At 62.6% G+C, this 24,239-nt stretch carries 26 protein-coding genes; 6 read left to right on the forward strand and 20 right to left on the reverse strand.

Features of this window, described 5'->3' with window-relative positions; translation table 11 throughout:
- The first annotated feature begins 7 nt into the window (after positions 1-7).
- A complete protein-coding gene (locus QM712_RS01620) occupies positions 8-325 on the forward strand; it encodes a hypothetical protein (protein ID WP_415021269.1) in 318 nt (105 codons plus the stop codon).
- Positions 326-570: 245 nt separating this feature from the next.
- Entirely contained in the window at positions 571-1,272 is a 702-nt protein-coding gene (locus QM712_RS01625; protein WP_415021270.1) for a GntR family transcriptional regulator, read from the forward strand.
- A 213-nt stretch (positions 1,273-1,485) separates the two neighbouring features.
- Here QM712_RS01625 and QM712_RS01630 read toward each other — a convergent pair whose 3' ends face one another.
- The 4 genes from QM712_RS01630 to QM712_RS01645 all read right to left on the reverse strand — a co-directional run bounded on the left by QM712_RS01630 (position 1,486) and on the right by QM712_RS01645 (position 4,941).
- Positions 1,486-2,202: a TetR/AcrR family transcriptional regulator gene (locus tag QM712_RS01630; RefSeq protein ID WP_415021271.1), complete on the reverse strand. Its 717-nt coding sequence runs from the start codon at positions 2,200-2,202 to the stop codon at positions 1,486-1,488.
- A gap of 108 nt (positions 2,203-2,310) precedes the next feature.
- Entirely contained in the window at positions 2,311-3,363 is a 1,053-nt protein-coding gene (locus QM712_RS01635; RefSeq protein WP_415021272.1) for a CobW family GTP-binding protein, read from the reverse strand.
- A complete protein-coding gene (locus QM712_RS01640) occupies positions 3,360-3,899 on the reverse strand; it encodes a carboxymuconolactone decarboxylase family protein (RefSeq protein ID WP_415021273.1) in 540 nt (179 codons plus the stop codon). The genes QM712_RS01635 and QM712_RS01640 overlap by 4 nt, the downstream gene beginning before the upstream one ends.
- 34 nt (positions 3,900-3,933) lie before the next feature.
- Entirely contained in the window at positions 3,934-4,941 is a 1,008-nt protein-coding gene (locus QM712_RS01645) for an MBL fold metallo-hydrolase (RefSeq protein WP_415021274.1), read from the reverse strand.
- 203 nt (positions 4,942-5,144) lie between these two features.
- On the opposite strand from QM712_RS01645, the gene QM712_RS01650 reads away from it, so the two are divergent.
- The 3 genes from QM712_RS01650 to QM712_RS01660 are packed head-to-tail and all read left to right on the forward strand — an operon-like array spanning position 5,145 to position 8,383.
- Positions 5,145-6,044, forward strand: a complete 900-nt coding sequence (locus QM712_RS01650) for a quinone oxidoreductase family protein (RefSeq protein WP_415021275.1) — start codon at positions 5,145-5,147, stop codon at positions 6,042-6,044.
- Between the two features lies 1 nt (position 6,045).
- Positions 6,046-7,035, forward strand: coding sequence for an alpha/beta hydrolase (locus QM712_RS01655; RefSeq protein ID WP_415021276.1), 990 nt, complete (start codon positions 6,046-6,048; stop codon positions 7,033-7,035).
- Positions 7,036-7,081: 46 nt separating this feature from the next.
- On the forward strand, positions 7,082-8,383 hold the full coding sequence (locus tag QM712_RS01660; protein ID WP_415021277.1) for an MFS transporter: 1,302 nt from the start codon (positions 7,082-7,084) through the stop codon (positions 8,381-8,383).
- Positions 8,384-8,486: 103 nt separating this feature from the next.
- On the opposite strand, the gene QM712_RS01665 is transcribed toward QM712_RS01660, so the two are convergent.
- From QM712_RS01665 to QM712_RS01695, 7 genes are all read right to left on the reverse strand, one after another.
- Positions 8,487-9,920 (reverse strand): amidase, encoded by a 1,434-nt coding sequence (locus QM712_RS01665; protein ID WP_415021278.1) that lies wholly within the window; start codon positions 9,918-9,920, stop codon positions 8,487-8,489.
- A 31-nt stretch (positions 9,921-9,951) separates the two neighbouring features.
- Positions 9,952-10,641 carry an ABC transporter ATP-binding protein gene (locus tag QM712_RS01670; protein ID WP_415021279.1) on the reverse strand — a complete coding sequence of 230 codons (690 nt, stop codon included), beginning with the start codon at positions 10,639-10,641 and terminating at the stop codon, positions 9,952-9,954.
- Positions 10,634-11,395: an ABC transporter ATP-binding protein gene (locus tag QM712_RS01675; RefSeq protein WP_415021280.1), complete on the reverse strand. Its 762-nt coding sequence runs from the start codon at positions 11,393-11,395 to the stop codon at positions 10,634-10,636. The genes QM712_RS01670 and QM712_RS01675 overlap by 8 nt, the downstream gene beginning before the upstream one ends.
- Complete coding sequence (locus tag QM712_RS01680) at positions 11,392-12,384, reverse strand: branched-chain amino acid ABC transporter permease (protein WP_415021281.1); 993 nt, start codon at positions 12,382-12,384, stop codon at positions 11,392-11,394. Before QM712_RS01680 ends, QM712_RS01675 begins: the two co-directional genes overlap by 4 nt.
- Positions 12,385-12,386: 2 nt before the next feature.
- The gene (locus tag QM712_RS01685; protein WP_415021282.1) at positions 12,387-13,247 is read right to left on the reverse strand and encodes a branched-chain amino acid ABC transporter permease; all 861 of its coding nucleotides are present in this window, start codon (positions 13,245-13,247) and stop codon (positions 12,387-12,389) included.
- 11 nt (positions 13,248-13,258) lie between these two features.
- Positions 13,259-14,470, reverse strand: a complete 1,212-nt coding sequence (locus QM712_RS01690; protein WP_415021283.1) for an ABC transporter substrate-binding protein — start codon at positions 14,468-14,470, stop codon at positions 13,259-13,261.
- A 130-nt stretch (positions 14,471-14,600) separates the two neighbouring features.
- Entirely contained in the window at positions 14,601-15,836 is a 1,236-nt protein-coding gene (locus QM712_RS01695; protein WP_415021284.1) for a M20 family metallopeptidase, read from the reverse strand.
- Between the two features lie 282 nt (positions 15,837-16,118).
- Between QM712_RS01695 and QM712_RS01700 the strand changes: the two genes are divergently transcribed.
- A complete protein-coding gene (locus QM712_RS01700) occupies positions 16,119-16,850 on the forward strand; it encodes a GntR family transcriptional regulator (RefSeq protein WP_415021285.1) in 732 nt (243 codons plus the stop codon).
- A 31-nt stretch (positions 16,851-16,881) separates the two neighbouring features.
- Here QM712_RS01700 and QM712_RS01705 read toward each other — a convergent pair whose 3' ends face one another.
- The 9 genes from QM712_RS01705 to QM712_RS01745 form a co-directional block, all read right to left on the reverse strand.
- Positions 16,882-17,712, reverse strand: a complete 831-nt coding sequence (locus QM712_RS01705; RefSeq protein WP_415021286.1) for an alpha/beta fold hydrolase — start codon at positions 17,710-17,712, stop codon at positions 16,882-16,884.
- 7 nt (positions 17,713-17,719) lie between these two features.
- Positions 17,720-18,109 (reverse strand): pyrimidine utilization protein C, encoded by a 390-nt coding sequence (gene rutC / locus QM712_RS01710; protein WP_415021287.1) that lies wholly within the window; start codon positions 18,107-18,109, stop codon positions 17,720-17,722.
- Positions 18,110-18,820: 711 nt separating this feature from the next.
- Positions 18,821-19,072 (reverse strand): hypothetical protein, encoded by a 252-nt coding sequence (locus QM712_RS01715; RefSeq protein ID WP_415021288.1) that lies wholly within the window; start codon positions 19,070-19,072, stop codon positions 18,821-18,823.
- Positions 19,073-19,200: 128 nt separating this feature from the next.
- A complete protein-coding gene (locus QM712_RS01720) occupies positions 19,201-19,713 on the reverse strand; it encodes a hypothetical protein (protein ID WP_415021289.1) in 513 nt (170 codons plus the stop codon).
- A complete protein-coding gene (locus tag QM712_RS01725) occupies positions 19,710-20,513 on the reverse strand; it encodes a M15 family metallopeptidase (protein ID WP_415021290.1) in 804 nt (267 codons plus the stop codon). The genes QM712_RS01720 and QM712_RS01725 overlap by 4 nt, the downstream gene beginning before the upstream one ends.
- A complete protein-coding gene (locus tag QM712_RS01730) occupies positions 20,513-20,779 on the reverse strand; it encodes a septal ring lytic transglycosylase RlpA family protein (protein ID WP_415021291.1) in 267 nt (88 codons plus the stop codon). The genes QM712_RS01725 and QM712_RS01730 overlap by 1 nt, the downstream gene beginning before the upstream one ends.
- Before the next feature lie 102 nt (positions 20,780-20,881).
- Entirely contained in the window at positions 20,882-21,388 is a 507-nt protein-coding gene (locus tag QM712_RS01735) for a hypothetical protein (RefSeq protein WP_415021292.1), read from the reverse strand.
- Positions 21,385-23,457, reverse strand: coding sequence for a hypothetical protein (locus tag QM712_RS01740; RefSeq protein WP_415021293.1), 2,073 nt, complete (start codon positions 23,455-23,457; stop codon positions 21,385-21,387). Before QM712_RS01740 ends, QM712_RS01735 begins: the two co-directional genes overlap by 4 nt.
- The gene (locus tag QM712_RS01745; protein ID WP_415021294.1) at positions 23,454-24,149 is read right to left on the reverse strand and encodes a hypothetical protein; all 696 of its coding nucleotides are present in this window, start codon (positions 24,147-24,149) and stop codon (positions 23,454-23,456) included. The genes QM712_RS01740 and QM712_RS01745 overlap by 4 nt, the downstream gene beginning before the upstream one ends.
- Positions 24,150-24,239 lie beyond the last annotated feature (90 nt).

Below are 24,239 nucleotides of genomic sequence, written 5' to 3' on the forward strand. Positions count from 1 at the left end.
TCATCCGATGGTCGCGAAGATATTGCTCACCGCTCAAGAGGTGGAATTTGCAATCGCGTGCAAACATTTCTTCTCCGAAGTGGACCGGATTGGGAGCGAGAAGATCGAAATCGCCGAGATGGCGTTGATCGTTCCAAGTTCGGACCAACTTCGTGAGGCCTTCCTGGTCCATGGCGTAGCGCGCCTGATGAAGGTGTTTCAGCTCGCCATCGAAAATCAGGCGATCCCGCTGGCTCAGGTTCCCGGTGTCATTTCCGGCCTGGCGTCCTTCAACGAAAAGCTGATGACATCGCTCATGCCGATGCCCGGCCTCTCGAAGCACTGATGCTCGCAAAACACCTGCTTGCGCGGGTGCGACTGCAATGAGCCGCCAAGCTCCTCGAATTCGATAATCCTGCATCTTGCATTCGTGCGTCTCGTCCCGAGGGGCGCCCGATTCGGTCACCGGCATCTCCGGCGCGCCTCTCGGGCTTGGCGCCCGACGGCGCTGCCGCCGACAAGGACCTTCCCAAGCGGATACAAAGCGGATATGCCGCAGAGGCGGGGTCAATTGTCTGACGGCACACCAGAATGGGCAATATCCAAGATATGCAAATCGAGAGGCCTGCGGCCCTGCGCGATCAGGTCGTCGGCAATCTGCGCAACGCGATCATCAACGGGCAATTTGCGCCCGGCGCGCGCCTCGTGGAACGGCATATGTGTGAGCTGCTTGGGGTCAGCCGGACGCTGGTTCGAGAGGCCCTTCGCCAGCTCGAGGCCGAAGGCTGGGTTCGCATCCTTCCCAATCGCGGGCCCGTCGTCATCAGCATGACGCCCGAAGAGGTTCGTGAACTCTACGAGGTCCGCTCCGCGCTGGAGGGGGTTGCGGCTTATCGCGCCGCCGAGCGAGTGACGCGCGAGCAGCTCGATCGCTTGGCCGCTGCGGTCGATGCCATGGCGAAGGCCCAAAGTCGCGGCGACTGGATGCGCCATCGCCAGCAACTTCAGGTCTTCTACGGCATCCTGCGCGAAGCGTCGGGCAACGCGCTGCTGCGTTCCCAATTGGATGTGTTGAGCGCGCGCATGGCGTGGCTGCGAGGCCTTACCCTCGCGAGGCCGGAACGGGCGGCTGTCGCCGTCAAGGAAGAAGCGCGCCTGCTCGCGGCGCTCCGTGCGAAAAACGGCAAGCGGGCGCGCGAATTGTGCGAAGCCCATCTGCGAACAGCTGGAGAGGCCGTGGTGATAGCCCTCGAGGCACGTGCAGCCCAGGAAGCGAGCGAGCAGAAGAGCTAGGTCGGGAATTGCCGCCGATCGTCCGGCTCGCGAGGCAGCAGCCAGAGACCTCGACGACACGGTGATCCTTCTCTGTCCTGGTCAGCCTGCGACCGGCCGGAGAGCCCCTTGCCCCGGTTGCGAGCATGACAGAGACGGGAATGCAGTAGACCGGATGCCGGGCCATCTCATGACCCAACCCACGATGGCCGAGTCCCGGACTGAACTGATCGACTAGGCCGGGTCTTTCTTCTTCCGACGCCGACCGCTGGGTGCGCTCAGTCCTGCGGCCAGAAATGGCACGACATATTCGAGCGCGAGTTCAGGATCCGACGTGTCGAACCCCGCTCCAGCGACAGTTTGCATTCGCCCGGTATCGGCTTGCACGTAGAACATTGATCCGTAGACGCACATCAGTCGCCAATTGAATTCGTCAATATCGACGTGGGGACATACGGAGCGCAGCGCTTTCGGAAATATGAGCGTGCGCGGGTTATAGATCTCGTCCATGACCTTGCGGACTTCCGGGGTCGGATCGGTTGCAAGACGCCCGGCCAGCTTTCGGTATGCGGTGAGTTCGCGGCTGGATCGGAAGGCTGGCCCCAACACCGCATGGAGGATGCTCTCGATCGTCGGCTTGGGGACAGCCATTGCGATCTCGAGGAGACGCCTGCGTTCCTCGTTGATCGGACCTACGCGGCGTATGAGCACCTCCTTGAGGAGGTTTTCCTTGGTTCCGAAATAGTAGGGAATCGAACCGAGATTGACCTCCGCGCGCGCGGAAATTTCGCGCACGGAGATGCCGGAATACCCGACCTCCGCGAAGAGCGTCTCTGCGGCATCGAGCAGGCGCTCGCGGCTCGAATCCTTCTGATCCGGCGGAACTGGTCGCTCGCGAACGCCCGCCGTCTTTCGATCCGGATTGGCACTCTTGGCGGTCTTCGTGGGCATGAAATCCCTATTGTTGAACGGAGCAGTTGAGGAACAAGGTAATGCGGTTGGGCCGCCTTCGCCAGCGCCGGGTTGCCATGGTCAACGGCTTGGAATCCGGCGGCATTTTCAAGGCAATCGCGCGAACATGGCGGCAATGTCTCGATCGTCCCAATCGCGGACGATCAAAACGATTCTCGTCCGATGATCGTCGCTTGGCCAGTTCTCCATGCGAACCGGCGGATGAAACACCTGCTGTACCCCGTGGATGACCAGCGGCTCACCGGGACATTCGAGGATATCCACGATCCCCTTCACTCTGAGAAGCTCAGAACTCCTCGTCCTGATGAGGGCGTCGATCCAGCCCGAAAATTCGGCCCACCGAATCGGACGATCGCGAATCAGACAGCAGGAACGAATTCGATCGATATGACGATGCGAGAGCGCTTTGTGGTGCGAGGCGTGATTGCACCCGGCTCCCGCGCAATCATCGTGACCGTGCGGCGTATCGTAGGCGTCGGCACGCAGCCAGCGTTCAACATCGAGATCCCGCGATTCCGGATCATAGAGTCCCAGTCCAAGAAGCTCAGCTGCGGCAACATCGCCGTGAGCGGCATTGACCAGGATCGCGCCCGGGTTCAATGCCCCAAGCCGTGTGCGCAGACCCACCACGTCTTCGGGACTCGCGATATCCTGCTTCGATAGCAGCAGGCGATCGGCGATCGCCGCCTGCTTCACGGACTCGGGGAAGCGGTCGAGGGTGTCGAGGCCAACGGCGCAGTCCACAATCGTGACGACGCCATCCAGACGAAATCGACCGGCGATGCCGGGATCGGTAACCAATGTCTGGATGATCGGAGCCGGGTCGGCGAGCCCCGTGGTTTCGATCATGACACGTTCGAACGCATAGTCCTGCCGCATGCGCTTCAACAACAGGTCCTGCAGCGCGAGCGCGAGATCGCCACGTACCGTACAGCAGAGGCATCCGTTCTTCAGAAGAACCGGCTCGTCCGCCCGAGAAACAAGCAGATCGTCGAGCCCGACCTCGCCGAACTCGTTGATGATCACAGCTGTACCGGCCATCTCAGGCTGCCCGAGCAGTTTGCCGAGCAATGTCGTCTTGCCGCTTCCGAGAAAGCCGGTCAGCACGGTTACGGGAATGGGGCGATCGAGCCGGCTCATGAGGCCGAAACAGGCGGCGGAACTTCGTAGAACCCGAGCGTGTAGGCACATGTCCCGTAGAAGCCGAGGATGGCCGCAACCTCGACAATCCCGTTATGACCGAGCACGGATGCGACTTCGCCGAAGGTGGCGTCGTCCTGCCTTGCGTTCAGCATTGCCGTAGCGCAGCGGAAGACTGCGCGCTGTCGCGCGTCGGAAAAGCCGGGATCAGTACCAACCAGGATCGCTTCGATGACAGCCGGCGGAAGGCCCGCATTGGCGGCGATCTTCCGATGAGCAGCCTGAACAAACTTGGACTCGAGTTTGCGGGCAGCCGCAAGCACGGCAATCTCGACTTCGGCCGCCGACAACTGCCCGCCACGCAGGATGTGGTCGGACAGTGCCATCAGGCGCGCTGCGAGCGGCGCACTGCTGAGGAAGATGCGGAACGGCGCCGGCACAGTGCCGCGACGGTTGACGAACGCCTCAGAAACCGCGGCCTGTTCGGGCGACAACTTCTTGACCGGAATCTCCTCGAAGCGGCCAAGCGAGGTCACCTTGACGATGGGAGTTGGCGTCACCGAAGCCCCCTCAAAACTGCGCGAACAGTTCAGGATGGCGCTTCGGCAACTCCTGCCCGACGCGCCAGACCGTGGCGATGAAGTGCGGGTTGTTGCGGCGCCAGAATATCTCGGTGTCGCCGGCCAGCTCGCAGAAGCCCATCTTGATCGTGAAATAAAGTCCGCCGGGTGACGTCCAGGTTCGGTATGGCCCGAGGTGGCGCAGCAGGTCGTCGGTTGCCTCGTCGACCCCCATGCCGGCATCGTAATAGGTCTTGATCCTGTCCTGCAGGAAGCGGAGATATTCCAGAAAGGTCTTCATCTGCGCCAACGTGGCGCATGGCCCGTGCCCGGTGATGTAAACCTCGCATCCCCAGGAGATCATGGTCTCCGTCGCCTCGACCATGTGACGCAGGAAGGGATATTGCAAGCTGAGGTGACGATTGCCCATCATGAGATCGCCGGTGTGGCAGACACCTTCGTCCGGGATCCAGACCATGCTGTCGCTCTTGGTGTGGCACGGCTTGGCCTCCACCACCACGATCCGCAGATCGCCGGTCTTGAACTCGGTCTTGCCTTCGAAGGTCTGATCGACCGCTCGGTATTTGACGTCGCTGAAGTCGAAGCGGGTCGCCGTCCATTTCTTGTGCTGCAACGCGGCGTCGCCGGTCAGCGTCGCCTGCGCAGCGACCCAGGCGGTCGGCGGCTGCGTCGCCATGTAGTCCGCGCAGATCTGACTGGCGATGACCGTACTGTCTTTCAATTCGTCGACGCTGACGCCGAATACGTGGTCACAGTGCCAGTGCGTGAGGACGACCTTGTCGATCGTCCTAGCCTGCGGAACGGTCTCCTCGATGACCTTGTGCATGCGATGCTGATGTGTCGGATCGCATAAAGTATCGATCAGGAGACTTTTGCCCTTGTTGACGACGAGGCCGGCGTTGTTGAGCCCCCAGGATCCATCGGGCTGCATATAGGCCCATACACTGTCACTCACCCTGTGAAGGCCCGTGGTGAACGGCGGAATCTTCGCAGCCATTGATGGCGTCTCCTCTTGTTCGTCAGTCGAAGCGCCCGCCGAATTGACAACCGCTCCCAAATATTCATACATACGTATGAACCATAAATCAAGGCAGGCCTCGGGAGGGCCGCGTGAGGAAAGTCATCATCCGCAAACCCGGCGGGCTCGAAGCGATGGAGATGGTCTGCGAACCAGATCCCGCTCCGGCGGCGAACGAAGTCTTGATCCGGACCGACACGATGGCGGTCGGTTGGCCCGACATCCTGATCAGGACCGGTCAATACAAATGGATGCCGCCGCTTCCGGTGACGCTCGGCAACGAACTCACCGGGACGATCGAGGCCATTGGTTCCGAAGTGAGCAACCTGTCGCGCGGGCAGCGGGTTTATCTGGGTTCGCGCGAACTCGGCTTTCAGTCCGGATGCTATACCGACCTCAAGGTCGCGCCTGCGCGCGCCGTGTTGCCGCTTCCCGACGAGGTTGACCTCGAACAAGCGGCTGGTCTCGGCTACTTCTCTCTCGCCTGGGCCCTGCTGCACGACGCCGCGCGGGGCGGCGAAACGAGCGCGCTCATCATCGGCGCAGCCGGCGGCGCCGGCAGTTGCCTCGTCCAAATCGCCAAACAAGCCGGCATGACTGTCATCGGCGCCGTCAGCTCCGACGAGAAAGCACAATTTGCGCGATCGCTCGGGGCAGACCACTGCATCGACTATCGCAGCGAAGACGTCGCCCGACGCGTGCTCGACATCACCAATGGGCGCGGTGTCGATCTGATCCTCGATCCCGTCGTCGGCCCGCATTTCGATCGAAGCTTCGGAATGCTGGCACGTTGGGGAACGGTCGTTGTCTATAACGCAACAGGCGGGCCACCGGGCGAAGGGCTGTTCGCATCCTGGCGCGCAACGGCGGCGAAGTGCCACGGCCTCCGCTACTTTTCGATGCACGTCTACGAGGATGATGCGGCGGGCCGACGCCGGATCATCCGCGCTCCACTCGAATTGATGGCCGCGGGAAAGATCCGCACCCCGGTCGCCAGGCGCATCGCGCTTTCCGAGGTCGCGCGCGCCCATGCACTGATCGAGAGTGGCAAGGCTCTCGGCAAGATTCTCCTCAAACCCTAAAATGAAAGTGCCGCAAGTGATGCCTGCAGCGACCCGGTCCGGAAACGTCGTCCACAATACCGAAGACCGCAAATTCGACCGACACGACGTCTCCTTCTCATCGTGCGGCGCGACGCTGCGCGGAAACTTGTTCCTGCCGCAAGGCGCGACCGCAAGGCTACCGGCGATCGCCATGGCGCCGGGGATGTCCGGCGTCAAGGAAGGCTCGATCCTGAAATACGCCGAATATTTCGCGCGTGGTGGTTTCGCCGTCCTTGCCTACGACAACATCAATTTCGGCGCTTCCGATGGAGAGCCCAGGCAGGAAGCGGATCCCCAGCTGCAGCGCCGCGGTTATCGGGATGCCATCACCTATCTGTCGCTGCGTCCGGAAGTCGATGCCGATCGGATCGGCATTTGGGGCACTAGCTATTCCGGAGGACACGTATTGGAAGTCGCCGCGCACGACCGGCGGGTGAAATGCGTCGTCTCGCAGATCGCCGGCGCCAGCGCGATGAAGACGTTCGTCGGCCGGTGGCGACCCGAACAGCGGCTCGCGCTCCTGGCGTTGCAGGACCGGGACCGCGTGGCTCGCTTTCGCGGAGAGCCGCCGGCCATGATCAAAGCGGTATCGGACGTCCCGGGCGAAGCATGCGTGATGCCGGGGCCGGTGGCGTTCAGCTACTTCATGGAACAGACCAAGGCGGCCCCGAGCTGGCGCAACGAGGTGACCTTGCGCTCCGTTGATCTGGCGCGAAGCTGCGAGAACGGCGCCTTCCTCCCGCACATCTCGCCGACGCCGCTCCTCATGATCGTCGCGTTGAACGACGAACTGGCCCCTTCCGAACTCTCGATCGCAGCCTTTCACACGGCGAACGAGCCCAAGAAGCTCGTCCTGATTCCGGGGCATCATTTCACGCCGTATGTCGACGAGTTCGCGCTGACCGGCAACGAGGCGCGGGACTGGTTCACGCGGCATCTCGTGGTCGGTGGATCGGTCGCGATCAACTAGCCTGCTCGCAATATGACAACGACACAAAAAAGACGGGGGATTTGAGATGACGCACGTTCGCTGGAGGATCGCAGTCCTCTGTCTTTGCGGCAACACGCTCAGCTGGCTCGATCGCTCTGCTCTTGGCGTTGCCCTTCCCTACATGAAGACCGAGCTTGGCCTCGACCCCGTTCAAGCCGGCTACGCCTTCGGAGCGTTCGTGTTCCTGTATCTGCCGGCCATTCTGCTGTCGGGGGCATTGGCAGACCGCTTCGGCGCGTTGCGGCTCGGCGCTCTCGCCATTGGCTTGTGGTCCGTGACGATCGCTCTGATGGGAGCCGTGCAAGGCGCCGTCGCGATCATCTTGCTCCGCATGTTGCTCGGCCTGTTCGAATCGGGGGGAACGCCAAGCTGGATCAAGGCAACGATGACCTGGTTTCCTCGCAGTGAACGCGCCCGTGGTGTCGCGATGTTCGACAGTGGCGCCCGCTTCGGTGCAACGCTCGCGTTGCCGGTGATGGCGGCTCTGATCGGAGTCGTCGGATGGCGATTGGCGTTCGTCGGTATCGCGCTTCTGGGCTTGCTGTGGCTGCCCTTCTGGCTGCGAACCTATCGCGACGATCCGGCTTCACATCCAGCAGCCAGCCGCGAAGAGGTCGACTTCATCAGGAGTGGGCAGTCGCGGGAGGCCAGCGACGAAGCGCAGGTTGGATGGTGGGAACTGCTGGGCTCTCCGACCACCTGGGCGCTGGTGGTCCTGACATTCTTCGCGGCGTGCCAGGCATGGTTCAATCTCGCATGGGTGCCGACCTACCTCGTCGAAGTCAGGCACTTCACATTGCTGCGGGTGGGCTCTCTCGGCGCAATACCCGGCATCGCCGGGATTGCGGCCGGATTTATGAGCGGCATCCTTGCGGACCTGCTGCTCAAGCGGGGCTTCTCGACCACCTTCGTTCGCAAGGGTTGCATCGTGTCAGGACTTGCCCTGTCGTCTTGCATCGCGCTGACCCCGCTGGCAACGGATCTTGCGATGGCGATGACGCTGCTGGCGATAGCGAACTTCGGCCTCTCGTTCGGCTCGGTCGCGCTCTATACCCTGCCGCTTGACCTTGCCCCGGTCCCGGGACGCGCATCCTCGCTTGGTGGCATTCAGATCGTCGGCACGCTGTCCGGCGGGCTGTCCTTTCCCCTGTTGGTGGGATATTTGCTGCACTGGAGCGAGGGATCATTCGTGTTGCCGCTGGCATTGGCCGGCGCGACCTCGCTTCTTGCCGCTTGCGTATGCCTCTTCATCTTGGGGCCGATTTCGCCCATTCGACTGAAGAGGCATGAAAGTGCACCCCTGCTCCATCGCGCACCCGCGGCTTGACGCGTCAGCACGAGCAAGCGGGCTTCCGTGGCGTGCCATTTGGGTAACGAAAACGAAGTCGCCTTACGAGGGCCGTCTGAAAAAGATGTGGGACTGCATGTCGTCACACGCGCTTCGGATCACCCATGGGCTCGATTGGCACCCTGCGTTTCAGATCCAGCCGTTGTTCCAGAGCATCCGCCATGGTCAGAAGCCTGCCTTCCGATCGCGGTGCGGCCACGATCTGGATGCCTACCGGCGCTCCGGTCCTGGTGAAGCCGCACGGCAACGAGATGGACGGACAACTTGCGACCGTGATCGCGAACGTCAAAGCCATCCAGCCTACGTACGAATGAAACGGCCTTCCCATCAATTCGCCGGGATATCGGAGGTCCACGTCGAACGGCTGAAGCGGCGACGTCGGACAGACCAGAAAGTCGTACCTGGTGAAGAACTGCACCATGCGGGCGTACAGCGCGTCACGCGCCTCCTCCGCCGCGCTGAGATCGGCCATTTCCAAGGACAGACCCATCTGCGCGTTTGCCACGACATCCGGATTGATTTCGGCGCTGTGCTTCTCCAGCAGATGGCCGACCCGCCCGACGAACAGCGCGCTCCGCAAGACCTGGAATATCTGCTCCGCGTCCGATAGGTCGGGCCTGGCCTCCTCCACGATCATTCCGAGGTCGGATAACCCTGCGAGCGCGCTCCGGCAGATGCCGGCCACCTCTGCGTCAACCGGCACGATGCCGAGGTCCTCGCTGAAGGCGATTCTGCCGTTGATCGGACGTCCAAGGCAGCGCACGAACGGGATGTCCGGCTTGGGCAGCGAGATTGGGTCGGACGGCGAATAATCCGATTGAGCGTCGAGCATCAGCGCGACATCCGCCACGCAGCGCGCCATCGGCCCCTCGACGGAGAGCTGGGAGAACATTTGCTTCCGCGGCCCGCGCGCAACTCGTCCCGGGCTCGGCCTGAGTCCAACGACCGAACAGAACGATGCAGGCACTCGAATGCTTCCCGCCAGATCATTCCCTGTCGCCAGCCAGACCTCTCCGGCCGCAAGCGCTGCCGCCGAACCGCCGGAGGATCCACCAGCCGTGAGCCGTCGATTCCAGGGATTCAGAGTTGCACCGAAGACATCGTTGAACGTGTTCCCGCCCGCAGCAAACTCCGGGAGATTGGACTTGGCGATGACGATCGCGCCGTTCCGCTCCAGCGTCTCGACAACGATGTCAGATCTGGCTGAAACGCGGTTCTTGTAGATCATCGAGCCGTGCGTCGTCCGAACGCCTTCGACATCGACATTGTCCTTGACGGCGATCGGAATGCCCCAGAGATAGTGAGGCGACTTATCTTCTCCGCCACGAGAATCCGCAATCGCGCGCGCCCTTTCGCGCGCCCGATCGCTACAGACGATCGGCAGCGCGTTGATCAAGGGTTCGACCTCCGCAATACGCCTTAGCGCGATATCGACCAGCTCGACGGGCGACACCTCGCCCGCACGGAGCAGGCCGACGACTTCAGTAGCCGAGAGGCGCGAGAGAGGATCCAGCATGACGACAGCTCAAATTGAGCATCACCCCGAGCTATACGGCGAGATATTTCTTGACGACTTCGTCGAGTTCCGCGGACTTGCGAGGTCCGCTCTCGCTGACGATGCGACCGTCGTCAATCACGTACAATCTCTCGGACACGGCACAGCAGACTTCGAGATTCTGCTCCACGAGAAGTATCGACACACCCATTTCACGGATCGTTCGCATGATCTCGACGATCTCCTCGACAATCGTCGGCGCCAGCCCTTCGGAGGGCTCGTCGAGCATCAGCAATCGCGGCCCGTTCAGAAGCGCACGTGCGATAGCCAACATCTGCTGCTCGCCTCCAGACAGCGTTCCTCCGCGAGAGTGCCGCCTCTCATGCAATCTGCGGAAATATCTGTAGGCGTCGGCGAGCGTCCACTTGGACTTGCGGCTGCGCGACACCAGGAGGTTCTCCTCGACCGTCAAGGCAGAGAAGATCATCCGGTCTTCCGGAACCAGACACAGACCGAGCCTCGCTCTTTCAAACGTGCTGAGCTGGCGAATATCCCGGCCGAGGAAGTGAACGCCACCATCGCGCACGTCTGAAAGCCCCATGATCGAGCGGAGCGTGGTCGTCTTGCCCGCGCCGTTGCGACCCAGCAGGCTTACAATCTCGCCCTCGCCAACCGACAGGGAAAGGTCGCTCAGGATCTCTCCTTTGCCATATCCGGCCTTGAGATGACTGAGCTCAAGCACGGTCAAGTCCCTTGCCGAGGTAGGCCTCCCGGACGCGACCATCGGAGCTGATCTCGGCGGGAGATCCGCCCGCCAAAACCCGTCCCTGATGCATCACCGTAATCCGGTCGCTCAGGTTCATGACCAAGTTCATGTTGTGCTCCACCAGCACGACCGTATACCCGTCCCGCTTGAGCGACCGAATAAGAGAGGCCATCGCCGGCAAGTCATCGACGCCCATCCCGGATGTCGGCTCGTCGAGAAGCAGCAGACGCGGCTTCGAAGCAAGTGCGAGGCCGATCTCGAGCCTGCGCTGCTGGCCATGCGAAAGATGATCCACGACGGCGTGCAGTTGATCGCCCAGGCCGATACTGACACACAGGGATGTGGCCACCGAAACCTCTTCCGAGCGGTCGGCATCGGATCGCAGGACTGACCGCGCAATTCGATAGTCGCGGGCTTGGACGGCCAGCCGCATGTTCTCCAGAACGGAAAACGTCCAGAACAGGCTGTTGATCTGAAACGATCGCGCCATCCCGATGCGGGAGCGCAGGTGCTCCGGCTGCGCGGTGACGTCGGTCTCGTCGATCGCAATACGACCGGCGGTCAGGCGCTGGCGACCGGACAGAACGTTGAACAGGGTCGTCTTTCCGGCGCCATTTGGGCCGATAATTGAGTGAACGTGCCCCGTCTCAATATCCAGATCGACGTCACGCACCGCCTGAAACTTTCCGAAGGTGACGCCGATGTTCCTGCCTCTGAGAATTGTCGTCATGAGATGCGCAGCTCCGAGGTGTCGGACTGCCCACCCTTGGTCGAACGCAGCAGGGACGCCAGCGAGGTGATCCCGCCCCAGAGCCCCCCGCGCATGAACAGCACGATCACGATCAGCAACACGCCATAGATCAGCATCCAGCGGCTGAGATGCTCGGCGAGAACTCCGCTCAGGACGACGTAGAAGGTGGCGCCGAGGATCGCTCCGAAGAGAGACGTCCATCCGCCAATGATGGACGTCACGGCGATCTGCAGGCTCAACGTGAAATCAATGCTGCTCAGTGGCGACGAGTTCAGGAAGAACGCATTGAGTCCCCCGGCAATCGCCGTAACGCCGCCGCTGATCGCAAATGCGAGCGTCTTGAGCATGTGGGTGTCGTACCCCACCGCGGAGGCGCGGCTTTCATTGACGCGGATGGAAGCCAGAGCAAAGCCGAACGGAGAGAGCTCTATGCGTCGCAGCATGTAGAACAGCAGGCTCAGGACGATCGCACACATGCAATAGAATGGAAGGGGCGCCTCCATCGAAGCCGCCATCGGCGACCATCCGACCGAACCGCGCGGGATATCGAGCAAGCCTCTCTCGCCGCCCGTGAGCGGCTCCAACGCGAAGGCAAGATGGTAGCAGAGCTGGCCGAACGCCAACGTCAGCATGATGAAGTACAGCCCATGGCGCCGCAGTGCGAGCCAGCCGATCGCCGCGGCAACCGCTGTACCCAGGACCGCGGACAGTGCCAGGCTCGGCACGATCCCGAGCCCCCAAAATTTGGCTGCATAGCCGGAAACGTAGGAGCCCAGTCCGAAGAACGCCGCCTGGCCAAACGAAAGATGCCCGAGCCTTCCAAGCAGGAAGACCGATGCAAGGGTCGCAATCGCCAGGATGACGACCTCAGTGGCGATGAAATAGGACGGGAGCACCGCGGGCAGAATTGCCAAATAGAGGCAGACGATCGCCGGCAGGTGGTTTTGCATGCTGCGCACGATCGCCATTTTCAGCTCCGACCAAGCAGGCCGTGGGGCCGCAGGAGCAGGACCACCGCCATGCTCACATAGATCATCGCTTCCGAGACGGCAGGATAGTAGGCGCTCGTGATGCTCTGGGTGAGTCCGACCAGCAACGCGCCAAGCAGCGCTCCGGTGAAGTTTCCCATCCCACCCAGGACGACGATCACGAAACTGATCCCGAGTGCTTCCAGGGCGACCGATGTGCTTGCGCCCCGCAAGGGAGCAAAAAGGACGCCCGCAAGGCCAGCCAAGGCAGCCCCAAGAGCGAAGGTGGCGCTGTAGAGAAGGCCGATGTTGACGCCGAGCAGTTCGACCATGGTCTTCGACTGGCTGCCGGCGCGAATAATCGCGCCGTAAGTCGTACGCTCCAGCGCCAACCATAGCGTCAGAGCTGTGACCGAAGAGAATGCGAGAAGGAACAGACGATAGCGCGGATAGCTGAAATCGGACCACAGCACGGCCGCGCCACTCAGCGCAGGAGGCACGCCAACCGGGAGGGCGTATTCACCCCAGCACGCGATGACCAATTCGACGATGATGATCGAAAGGCCGAGGGTCGCCAGGATCTGGTCGAGGTGAGAGGCACCATACAGCCGCGAAAGGAGAACCCTTTCGACGATGAATGCCATGCCGCCAACCAGAAGTGGCGCGAGGAGAAGCGCATACCAGAAACTATGAGCGATCTGGACGATCTGATAGCTGAAGTAGCAGCCGAGCAGAACGAATGCACCATGGGTGAAGTTGACGATGCCCATGATACCCACGATCAGGGTCATCCCGACCGCAATCAGGAAGTAGACGAGACCCAGGCCGATCCCGTTGAATATCTGGGATGGGAGAAGCTGCATGAACGTCTCGCCTAGATCATCTTGCACTGACTTGCGGACGGATCGACGAATTCCGAAGTCGCTGCCAGGATGTCGCAGAAATCATCGGCGTTCGTCATGGCCGCCTTTGCCTTGCCGCGCAGGAGGTAATACGGACGCAGCACTTGATGATCGCCGGGGCGGATCGTCTCGCGTCCCGTGAGGCCCTCATAGGATAATCCCTCGAGAGCGGCGATGACGTCCTGGGCTCGAGGGGAACCGGCTTTCCTTGCGCCCTCGAGGATGATCCGCGACAGCGATGAGGTCGTCGCGATTCCGAAGTCGGGAGTCCGATTGAATTCCTCACGAGCGATCTTGACCAGGCGCGCGTTCGTCGGCGTATCGATCTTGTGCCAGTATTGAACGCCGAAGAAGAGTCCTTCGGTCAGGTCCGGCCCGAGTGCGCGGTATTCCTGCAATCCGAACGACCACGGCACCAGTATCTTGGCGCGTTCCTTCATGCCGAACCCGATCGCCTCGCGGATGGTGCTGAGCGCCTGCCCCGCCACGTTGAAGATCACGAGGACATCGGGTTTTGCGTTGCTGGCCGCGGTGATGATCCCGGAGAAGTCCTGATCGCGGACCGAATGAAAGCTCGTCCCGACGACCTCGCGCTTCTTGGCAACGGCCAGGTCGTTCATGTGCTGAACGAGATTTTCTCCAAAGCTGTATTTCGGAGCGATGGCGTACCAGCGTCGTGCGTCCGGGTACATGTCCATGAGAACGCCGACGGTGGCCTTGGCAACCCCGTAGGTGGGCACCGACCAGCGGAACGTGCTTCGATTGCAATCGACGCCGGTCAATTCGTCCGCCCCGGAACCGGTGACCAGCACGCCCTGATTGCGATAGATCTCCTTGCTGACCGCCGCCGCGACAGACGAGAGGATGGGGCCGACAAAATATCGGCGTCCGTCCCGCTCCATCGCATCCTTCACCCGTCGGACTGCCTTGCCGGGGTCCGCCTCATCGTCCAGGAGTTCGACCGAGGGCGATATCCCCGGCAAGTCTCCCGCAAGACGGATACCCAGGCTGGGTCCTTCCATTGCTTCTCCGCGCGGCATCGCCATGAAACCGGACAACGGGAGCATGTTGGTGATCACGAGGCGTTCGGCGCCTCCCGCGGCCCTCAGGATCGAGGGTGCCGCGATCGCCCCAGCGAATGCACCGGTCGCGGCTCCGAGAAATCGTCGGCGAGTATGTGTCATGTTAGCCCCCGTTATTGCATACAAAATTTATTTATTTGCATACATACGATCGAGGCGAGCGAATTCATTCGGCTCGCGCCGTTCAAGCACGTCATGCAGTTCGGATCAGAATTCCGCGGTCGATACCGGTCTAGCGAAACCCGAGATAGTCGAGCGTCGTCAGCGCCAGAATCCTCGCCAGCACCGGGATCTGCTCGACCAACACGTATTCGTCCGCCATGTGCGCATTGGCTCCGCGAGCGCCGATGTTCAGGCAGGGCACACCCAGGGCAGCGATATGGTGGACGTCCGTGGAGACCTTCAACGTATGTCCACTTCCTGGAGGTATCTGCGTGACCTGGTTCAGCGGCGCCTCGGTCTGGACGACAGCGCGATAGGCACGCTGCGTTGCTTTGACGATATCGGAGTCCGTATCCGTGCTCCAGCTCGACGTACCGTAGCCCTCAACAAGCTGGACTCGCGCATCGATGCTGGGATCCTCGCGCTTGAATTGCTCAAGGAGCTCGTTCACATACGCCCAGATCGAGTTGGCGTCGTGACCGGGTACGGGGCGGGCATCGATCCTGACAGTGCAGGTCTCCGGGATCGTTGCTTCGTTCGAATTGCCGCCCGTGATCGAGACGACCTGCCAATGGCTGGGCCCATATAGATTGTGCGGCTGATGCGGCGGACATGTCTCGTTCACAGCTTTGATCAGCCTCCAAGCCATGTGAACGGCGTTCTTGCCAACGATCGACTGCGGCGGGATACCCGTGTGTCCCGGCTGCCCATGAAAAGTGACATCGCAGCGACTACGGCCGCAGAAGCAAGTCCCGATGCCCAGGCCGAAGGTCGGCTCCACCGTGATTGCCGCGCCAAGTCCATCGGCGCCTCCGTTTTTCACGAAGTGACGGACGCCTGACATCTGGTTCTCTTCGTCGATAAAGCCGGCAAGACGAAGAGTGCCCTTCAACTCGATGTCGGCGCGCCGGAGAGCGCGGGCGGCGATTGCAGCCGCGGCCAGACCAGCCTTCATGTCGCTCGCACCGCGTCCGTACAATCGCCCGTCAGTGATGAGCCCGCCCCAGGGATCGACGGTCCAATTGCGCTCGTCGCCAAGGGCCACGACATCGGTGTGCCCTTCGATCAGCAGCGTCGGCCCCTCGCCGTCCCCTTTGAGGGTTCCGAGAACATTCGGGCGGCCAGGCTCGACCTCCTGCAACTCGACATCCAGTCCGCAATCCCTGTAGCGCTCAGCGAGGAGCGCCGCACACTTCGCCTCTTCCGGAAAGATGCTTGGAATCCGCACGAGCTCTTGGGTCAGAGCGACCGCATCATCGGCCTCAATAACGTCGAGCACTTTCTGTCTTGCCGCAGCCTGGTCCATAACGCCCCCGCGCCGTCCGCTTCCCACGGCAACATATCGTGCCGCGCTTGATCCTCATGTATACATGGATATATAGTATGGATACACGAGGCAAGCGAAAATTTTGATCAGATCTGGCCGAATATCCGGCAGCAAATCCCGGGTCACGACCTGCATCCGGGTGCGCCGAAAGATGGAACGCCCATCGATCAACCAAACTGTGGTTGCTGAGTGCCCACCATTGTAAACTGACGATGGCATGCGATTCCTCGCCGCCACGATTGAGAAGGCACCACTTTCAAGATGAAAGTATCCTCCGTACGTAAATCAGCATCCGAGAGAATCCGGGTAACCCTCGAGGAGGAGATTTACCTGGGAGCGTTGCCGCCTGGACACCATCTCGACGAACAGAAGGAAGCAGCTCGCTTCGGCGTTTCCCGGACGCCTGTGCGCGAAGCGCTCCACTATCTCGCAAATGCCGGGCTCGTCACCATGTCGGCTCGCCGCGGCGCAATGGTCGCGAGTTTCTCCGTGCCACAGATCATTGAAATGCTCGAAGTGCTCGCCGAACTGGAGGCCCTGTCGGCAAGGCTCGCCGCCCAGAACATGACGGACAAGGAACTGAAGGAACTCGCGCAGATTGACGAACGATGCGCCAAGCTTGTCGCCAAGCACGAGGTGGACAAATACTATCATCTCGGGAAGGAGCTTCACGAGCGGATGTACATGGGCACGCGCAATCAGTACCTCGCAGACAGCGCACGTGCCTTGCGAAACCGTGTTCTCCGATACTTGCGTCATCAGCTGCACAGCGCGGGCCGTGCGGAGACCTGCCTTGAAGAGCAGAACCTGCTCGTCAAGGCGCTTCTGGCGCGCGACAGCAACAAGGCGGCGGAAGCGGCTCGCGACCATGTCAAGGTGCAGCAACAGGTCTTTTCCGAGTTCATGATGGCTCTCGAGCGGACCGGCATCACGAGGGCCAATCTGAATCTGGCTCCGGCCCAATTGGCCGAACTATGGGGCGACGCAAAATAGCGAAACTGGGAGGCCAGCCCGCCCCACTCGTCTAGGCGTCGCCGTGAGCTTGCCAGGGCTTATCCTCGATTGCTGCGTCGAGGTAGGACATCACGACCCGATTGAACGCGAGCGGTGCGGTTTGCGAAACGGCGTGCCCTCCCTGTTCGAAAAACCAGGTTTGTGCTTCGGGAATGAGTTCCGCCATCTCCCGTGAATATTCCGCGGGTGTCAGAATGTCATCCTCTGCACACACGATCAGGCTGCGGCAGCGAATTCCGCGCAACGCTTCACCGGGATTGAACGAGCAGATCGCGTCGATCCGTCTGAGCATGATCTCGGCCGGTGGGAGCAGGTCCATGGCCGCAAGCTCGCCCGCCTCGATCGCGCTCACGTTGCTGTTGAACCAGTCGCGGGAGTAGAGCAAAGCCGATGTCGTCTTCACATAGGCCGCCGCCCCCGACTTGGACAGCAGCTCCTTGCGGATGTCGAAGATCCGCCTGAAGTAGGCATCGGTACGCGCCCAACCCGCATAGAGCACCGCGCTCGCAAGCCGTTCCGGATACCGCAGCGCCATATCCTCGGTCATCGCGGCGCCCGTCGAATGACCCACCACATGCGCGCGCTCGACGCTCAGATGATCCATCAGCCTGACCATGTCGTCCGTCAACAGCGACACCGTATAGTCGATCAGATCCCTGCTGGACCGGCCGGTCCCGCGGTGATCGTGCAGTATCACGCGGTATCGCTTGGCAAACTCGTCCGCTTGCGGCAGCCAGTAGTCGGATGCGCCGCCAAGTCCGGCGACAAGCATGACGGGCGCCCCATCCCCCTTCGATTCAAAGAAGATGTCCCCGCCGCCGGGCATGGAAGCTAGAGGCATCGCCGGCTCACTTTGTTGACAGGTGAGCGATGGACGCGATTTCCACCAGGAACTCCGGTTTCACCAGGTCCGCACGAATGCAGTAGCGCGCGGGAAACTTCTCCGGGAAATACTCCCTGTAGACCACGTTCATCGCCTGATAGTCGGCGAGGTCCTTCAAGAAAATCGAATTGAAGGTGACGTCATCCATCGTCCCGCCTGCGGCTTCGACCACCGACTTGATCGCCTCGAGGACGGCACGCGTCTGCGCCGCGACGTCTCCCTCCCCGATCGTCCGTCCGCTCGTGTCCATCGCAAGCATCCCCGAGACGTAAAGTGTATCGCCGGCGATGACACCCGGAGAGTATGGGGCGAGCGGCGGCGGCGATCCGTTCGGAATGATGGGCTTGCGGGGCATCTGTCCTCTCTCCTGTGACTGAGGCAGACGACATGCCCGCCCGAAATTCACGTATCACCGATCGCACTTCGTGTATACATGAATATATTAATTGCATACTCAAGATGTTGAACCGTTGCGAATTGAGCCGAAGCAAAGCCAGAAAAACAGCTGCATCAGTCGTTGGGATCACGCGAACCGCCGACATGCTCGATCCGCTTTGCGGAGATGTCGTTGAGGCAAGGTTGCAGCCGGCAGATCGGCTTCGCTTCAACGAACTGGGCGGGAAATATTCGATCGATATTTCCCCGCCCCCGGCGAAGCGCTGATGCAGTTGCATGCGAGGAGCTGGTCGCCTCTCAGGAGCATCGATGCTTTCGCGTCGCGCCGATTTCGCGGAACGACCTTTACGCGATCACGCGCCTACGCAGCGCGTCTTCACGTTGCATCGCTGGGGACCGAGATACAGCAGCAGGAGAACGGCGCACGGCAACCTGACCGCACCAGGTCCGACGACCAAAAGCATCGCGCGAGACCATCTTGCGGTCGGCGAATTCTTGACGAAGGGCTTGAAAACAGGGTTTTCAAATGGTGGGCGCACCAGGGCTCGAACCTGGGACCCGCTGATTAAGAGATACGGCAATTCACCTGTTCTCAATGGCTTATGCGTCGCACGCTGGGGGAGAACATGGGGTGAACCGCGGGCCTTCTGGGCGCCGGTGTCGCACGTTCTCAGTGGTCGACCTTTTCGAAGCGCCGCGACATCTTCTCGACCGCCGTCTCGACCTTCGTGGCCATGCTCTCCATACTCTTTTCCATCCGCGAGATCGCAATCTCGAAGGACGACTTGCGCACGAACTCGTCACGCGCCCAGATCTCGACCTGGTAGATTTTGGTCGATAGGCGCCAGACGACGCCGACGATGCCGGAGACCGCGGCGACGGCCACGCCGATCGCGGAGATGATGAGGCCCAGATTTTCCATCTCAGGTTCCCTTGGCAAACCGCTCACGCTGCCGGGCCTGGCAGGTCCGCGTGGCGTCCAGATTGTTGTCGGCGTTGACGAGCGCGGCCCGGTGCTGGGCGAGCGCCGACTTCGCGCTCTGCCCCTTCTTAAGGTCCGGCAGGGCGACCGGTTCCGCCAGGGCCTCGCAGTCGCGGGGAATGGCGACCGTCGGGATGCTTGGCTCGACCTCGGAGTGCGCGCAGCCCAGCAAGATCGCCGTCATCGAGACCGCAATCGCCAACCGGCTGCGTCGCCAGGCGCTGTTCGTATTCATCGACCTTCCCCTTCAACTCCTCGGCTTCCGCCGCCTTCTCGTTGGCGAGGCGCTCCTTGTCCTCGGCCGTCGCCTTCTGCTGCTCGAGCTCGTTCTCGCGCCAGGCGAGCTCGACCTTGATCTGGCGCATCGCCGCGCGCTCGTCGCTCAGCCGGTAGCCGACGCACAGCATGAGGCCGGCGAGCGCCAGATAGGTGACGAAGCCGGCGAGCGCCACGTAAGGCGCAACGGCCGGGATCATGCTGACGAACGGAAGGCGCGACACCACAAAGGAAGCGACCAGGATGGTCGCGACGATCGCAAGCGCCACGTCCGACGTTGCGAGATCCCAGAACAACCCGCTCATGCCACGTGCTTTCGCACCCAGACCCGGACGGGCTCGGCGCCGAAGAAACAAATGACGAAGGTGACCGTGCAGACCACGGACAGGAAGATGAAGGCGAATAGCGCGACCGCGATCTGCCAGTCGGTGAGAGCTCCAAGGCCGCCGAAACCGACGCCTGACGCTGCGCCAACAATCCAGTTGCGGGCACGGCTGAAGAAGCCGGTCGCAGACGGGGACGGCCCTGGCGGGCTTCCCTGCGGCGCCTGATCCACGTCCGGATCGCCCTGCCCGTCGCTGTCGCCATCCGCCTGCACGTCGCCGACGAGCGCCAGCGGCCGCGCGATCGGCTCGCGCGAGCAGAACTCGAAATGCATCGGATCGGTCCGGCCGCGATAGTCGCCGCCCCAGAGCGCGCCCTGGCGCTTGAATGCGTCGATCACCGGCTGCGGCATGGTGCCGTGGCCCGTGTTGAAGCCGTTGTGTTCGGCGTCGAGATCGATCGCCGCACCATAGGCATGGTTGGACCAGCGATCGGCGGAGCCGCGGATCAGGCGATGGTTGTAGGCGCCCGAATAGTGCGAGATCCGCAAGGCGTCGAGCTTCGCCTGATCGCGGCCGTAGTGCTCCCAGATCTCCTCGAGCGCCGCCTTCAGCGCGCCGGCAGCCTTCCGGTGAAACTGGATCTGCTTCACGGGCTGGCCTTCGTAGTACATCTGGAACGGCGGGATCACCGGCACCAGTTGCCTGCCGGGCTCGTCCTTTGCGGGGTCGCCGTAGAACGCCGCGAGCGAAGCGGGATCGTCGTGAGGCCAGCGCGACATCAGTCAATCCTTTCGATGGTGACGCGGTCGACGCCGGCGCCGGTCAAGCCGATCGCAAGGGCCGCCCCCAGCGACAGATCGAGCGAGCGCCCTCGGATGAAAGGTCCGCGATCGTTGACGCGGCACACGACGCTGCGGCTGCGATAGGTGACGCGCAGACGGGTGCCGAACGGCAGGGAGCGATGCGCACAGGTCAGCGCGTGCGGATTGAAGCGCTCTCCGCTTGCCGTCCGCGATCCGCTCTCGAAGCCGTACCAGGACGCCAAAACGCTTTCCCCGGCGTGGGCACACACCGGGGAAGCCAAGAGCAGACAAAGGAGAATGATCACGCGCATCATGGCCGCGACAATGCGGCCGAGCGCCCTACGTCAACCGCTCGTTGTACCCGATGAGCCGGTCGACGCCTCGGTAGGGCTGTTGGTGATTTGCCCGAGCGCGGCCTCGATATCGTCCGCGACCTTGCGGATGTCTTTGCCGTGCGCGCGGAACTTGCCGATCGCGGCCTGCGCGCGATCGTGCGCCTCCTGGATCTCGTCGGCGACCTTGTCTGCCTCCGCGTCCATGTTCTTCACAAGGTCCTGGGTCAGGAACGCCAGGCGCTGCATGCCGCGCATTTTCGGTGGATCCTCTGTTGGTGCGGAAAACTCCGAGATGGCGGCAACCAGATGCTCGTCGAGCCGCTGCGCCGGCGCCGGCGAGGCCTGCGACAGCCAGACCGCCTCTATGTCCTCACGCGATGGCTCCCCGCCGATCGCATCGACATAGACGATCGCGCCGTTGTCGAGCGTGATCGGGCCGTATCGCTCGGCGTCGGGCTGCTGGTCCTTCGGCGGGAACGTCGGCTGCTCCCCGTAGATGCAACAGATCCGGCTCATGCCATGATCTCCTGCACCTCGAGGAACGAATTGAACACGCCGCCATAGAGCGCGCCGCCGCCCGAACCATTGAATGTCGTGGTCCCGCTGCTTCCGCCGGCGCGGATCTTGAAGGCCGTGCCGCCCGCGCTCACGAATTGAGCGGCGTAGTCGAGGGTCGCAAGCATGACGCCGCTCGCGAGGGGCTCGCTCAGGCAGACAGACACCAGCGCATTCGCGGTGCTGTCGCGATACAGGGAGACGCCGAGCGCAACGGTTGCGGTCACTGCGAATATGCCCTGTGACCGCACACGCGCCAGGTTGATCGGCGAGAACGGCGTGACCGTCACCGCCATGTACTGATCGCCCTCATTGTTCTGGGGGATCGTGTTGTCTGTCGGCACCGCGGTCGACCCTGTCGCCATGGCTCCGGTGGAGAAGCGGCCGAGCGTCGCGATCACCTCGCCAGGGCGCGACATGCCGGGGCTGAACAGCGCGATGCGCGATGGCGCCGCGTTCCAGGTGCCGGCCGTCGCCATGCCGCTGTCGTAGTCGGCGTGGCCGATGATGCAGAGGTACTTCGAGGTCAGGGCTGAGCCCGAATAGATCACCTGGGCGCTCGGCGCCGTCGCGATGGCCGTTGCCGAGTAGGACATGCTCTCGATCAGCGGCATCACGCTGACGCCAGACAGGCAGTTCACGACCCCGAGCGCGATGGTCGAGCCGGTATCGAAGGCCACCAGCCATAGCCGGAACGGCACCGCGCTGCTGGTGCCGAGCGCCTGCGAGGCCGGGACCGTCAGCGAGAGCGCCGAGGTGATCGTGCGGACGACGAGGCCGCCGGATCCGCTCTGCACCGTGAAATAGACGGGATCAATCGTCGACGGATCTGCGCCTGCATGGGTCTTGACCGCGAACGTCACCGCGTTGCCGGCGCGGCTCTCGACGATCTGGCCGCCGAACATCCCGGTGAACTTCTTGGCGATCGCCGGCATCCCGTAACCGGACAGATCCGGGACGCCGTCGAACAGGGAGATCGTCGTCGGCACGGCATCCCAGGTCCCGGCCGCCGTCAGGCCCGAACTCCAGTCGAGATCCGCCAGCATCGCATACGGCTTTCCGGCGACGGCGGTCCCGGTATAGATGATGTACAGGCTTTTGGCCGCGCCGGCGCCGCCCTCCGCCGTCGACGTAACGAGCTGCTGCGCCGGGTTGAGCACCGGCATCGAGGCGCCCGCACGGCCCGTGTTGACGAGACCGAGCCGATACGTTCCAGCGTCGTTGATCCCGAGCAGGCGCAGCGTGAAGGCCGAGGCGCTGACGGCGCCCAGCGACGACCCGGACGAGAGCACCAGCGACGTTGCCGTCGACACGGGCAGGATCGAATAATCGCCGTTCGCCAGCGTCCCGCCGCGGACGCGCGCCAGGACCGGATCGCTCACGGACGGATCGGCGCCGGCGAGCGTCTTGATCGCGACGGTCAGTGCGCCGCCAGCGACCGAACAGACGATGGTGCCGTTCACGAGCGGAACGCCCTGCGAGGACGACGCCAGCGTGCGCGCGATCACGGCAAGAGCCGCGACCGCGGCGCCGACGGTCTGCGACTTCAGCTCCCAGCGGTTGAGGCCGCCAGAGACGCGATAGCGCAGCGTCGCCGACGTCTTCGGTGCCAGCACGACGTCGGCGCCACCGAGATCGAAGCGGTTCGCCGCCAGCGATCCCGCATTCTGGTCCTTCAGCGTCGCATTGAAGCCGCCCGCATTGTAGATCGTGATCTCGCGGCCGTCCGTTGCGTCGGTCACCGTGGTCGGCACCAGGCCCGTGATGTCGCGTGCGGCGTCTGTCGAGATGATCAGCGAGCCGGCATGCTTCAGATTGGCCGGGCTGTAGTCGTTGGTGTTGGCCGTGATCTGGGCCGCGACCAGCACCTCGACGATATTCTTCTTCGCCAGGCGGATGCCGCCGGCTATCGAGCCGTCGCCGATATGCGGCTCCTTCTTGGTGGTGTCGAAGCCGAGCTCGGCCGGCAGCGGCGTGACGCCCTCGACCTCGGACGTGGTGCCGCGGATGTGCTGGACACGTGTGCTCATACGTATGTTCCGTAGTCGCGCGAGGTGGAGGTTGCGTCTGTGTAGAACTGGTAGTCCGGATTGCCGAGCATCGCGGCATAGGTCGCGGCGAGGCCTGCCGCGCCGGTCGCGATGCCTGCCTGCGTCGTCGCGGTGCTCGCCGCGCTCACGGCGATGTCGCGCGCGGCCTCGGCCGCAGCCTGCGCGTTCGACCCGGACACTTCGTCGGCATAGAACTTCGTGGCGAGATCCGTGCTCTCAACCGGATCGGCGGCACGCACGCGACGCGGCCTGAAATCGACCACGTCATTGCTGCCCGTGAATGGCGTCACGGTGCGCGCCTGGCGGTTGCGCAGCTCGGCATCCCGCATCGCCGCGGCGTCGGCCAGGCGCTCATGCACGCTCGCGTCGAAAGCCTCGAGATTGTCGAAATCGACACCTTGCGTTGCTGGCGTGACGCGCTCGATCGCGATCCGGACCGGCTGGCTCGGGCTGGCATAGGGGAACGCGACGCGCGTAACCGTCACCGCCCCCGAGGCATCCAGCGTCGCGATGAAATGCGTGCCGGCAATCAACGGCACCAGGAGGCCATCGGTATCGAAATAGCCGACCTGGACGTCAGCCGCATCCTGCGCGGAAAAGCCGGGCGGGAAGACGGTCTCCACGCCCGTGTAGAGCAGCTCGGCATAACTGGCTTCGGTCGCAACGGTCATGGCCGGCAAGGTAGGCCGTGGCCGCCAACGTCAACCGCTTGGTGCGCGAACGGCTAGGCCGCGCGCGGGATCTTCGCCCTTTCGCCTATT

Origin of the sequence: Bradyrhizobium sp. (genome assembly GCF_047605465.1) — a bacterium.
GTDB lineage: Bacteria > Pseudomonadota > Alphaproteobacteria > Rhizobiales > Xanthobacteraceae > Bradyrhizobium.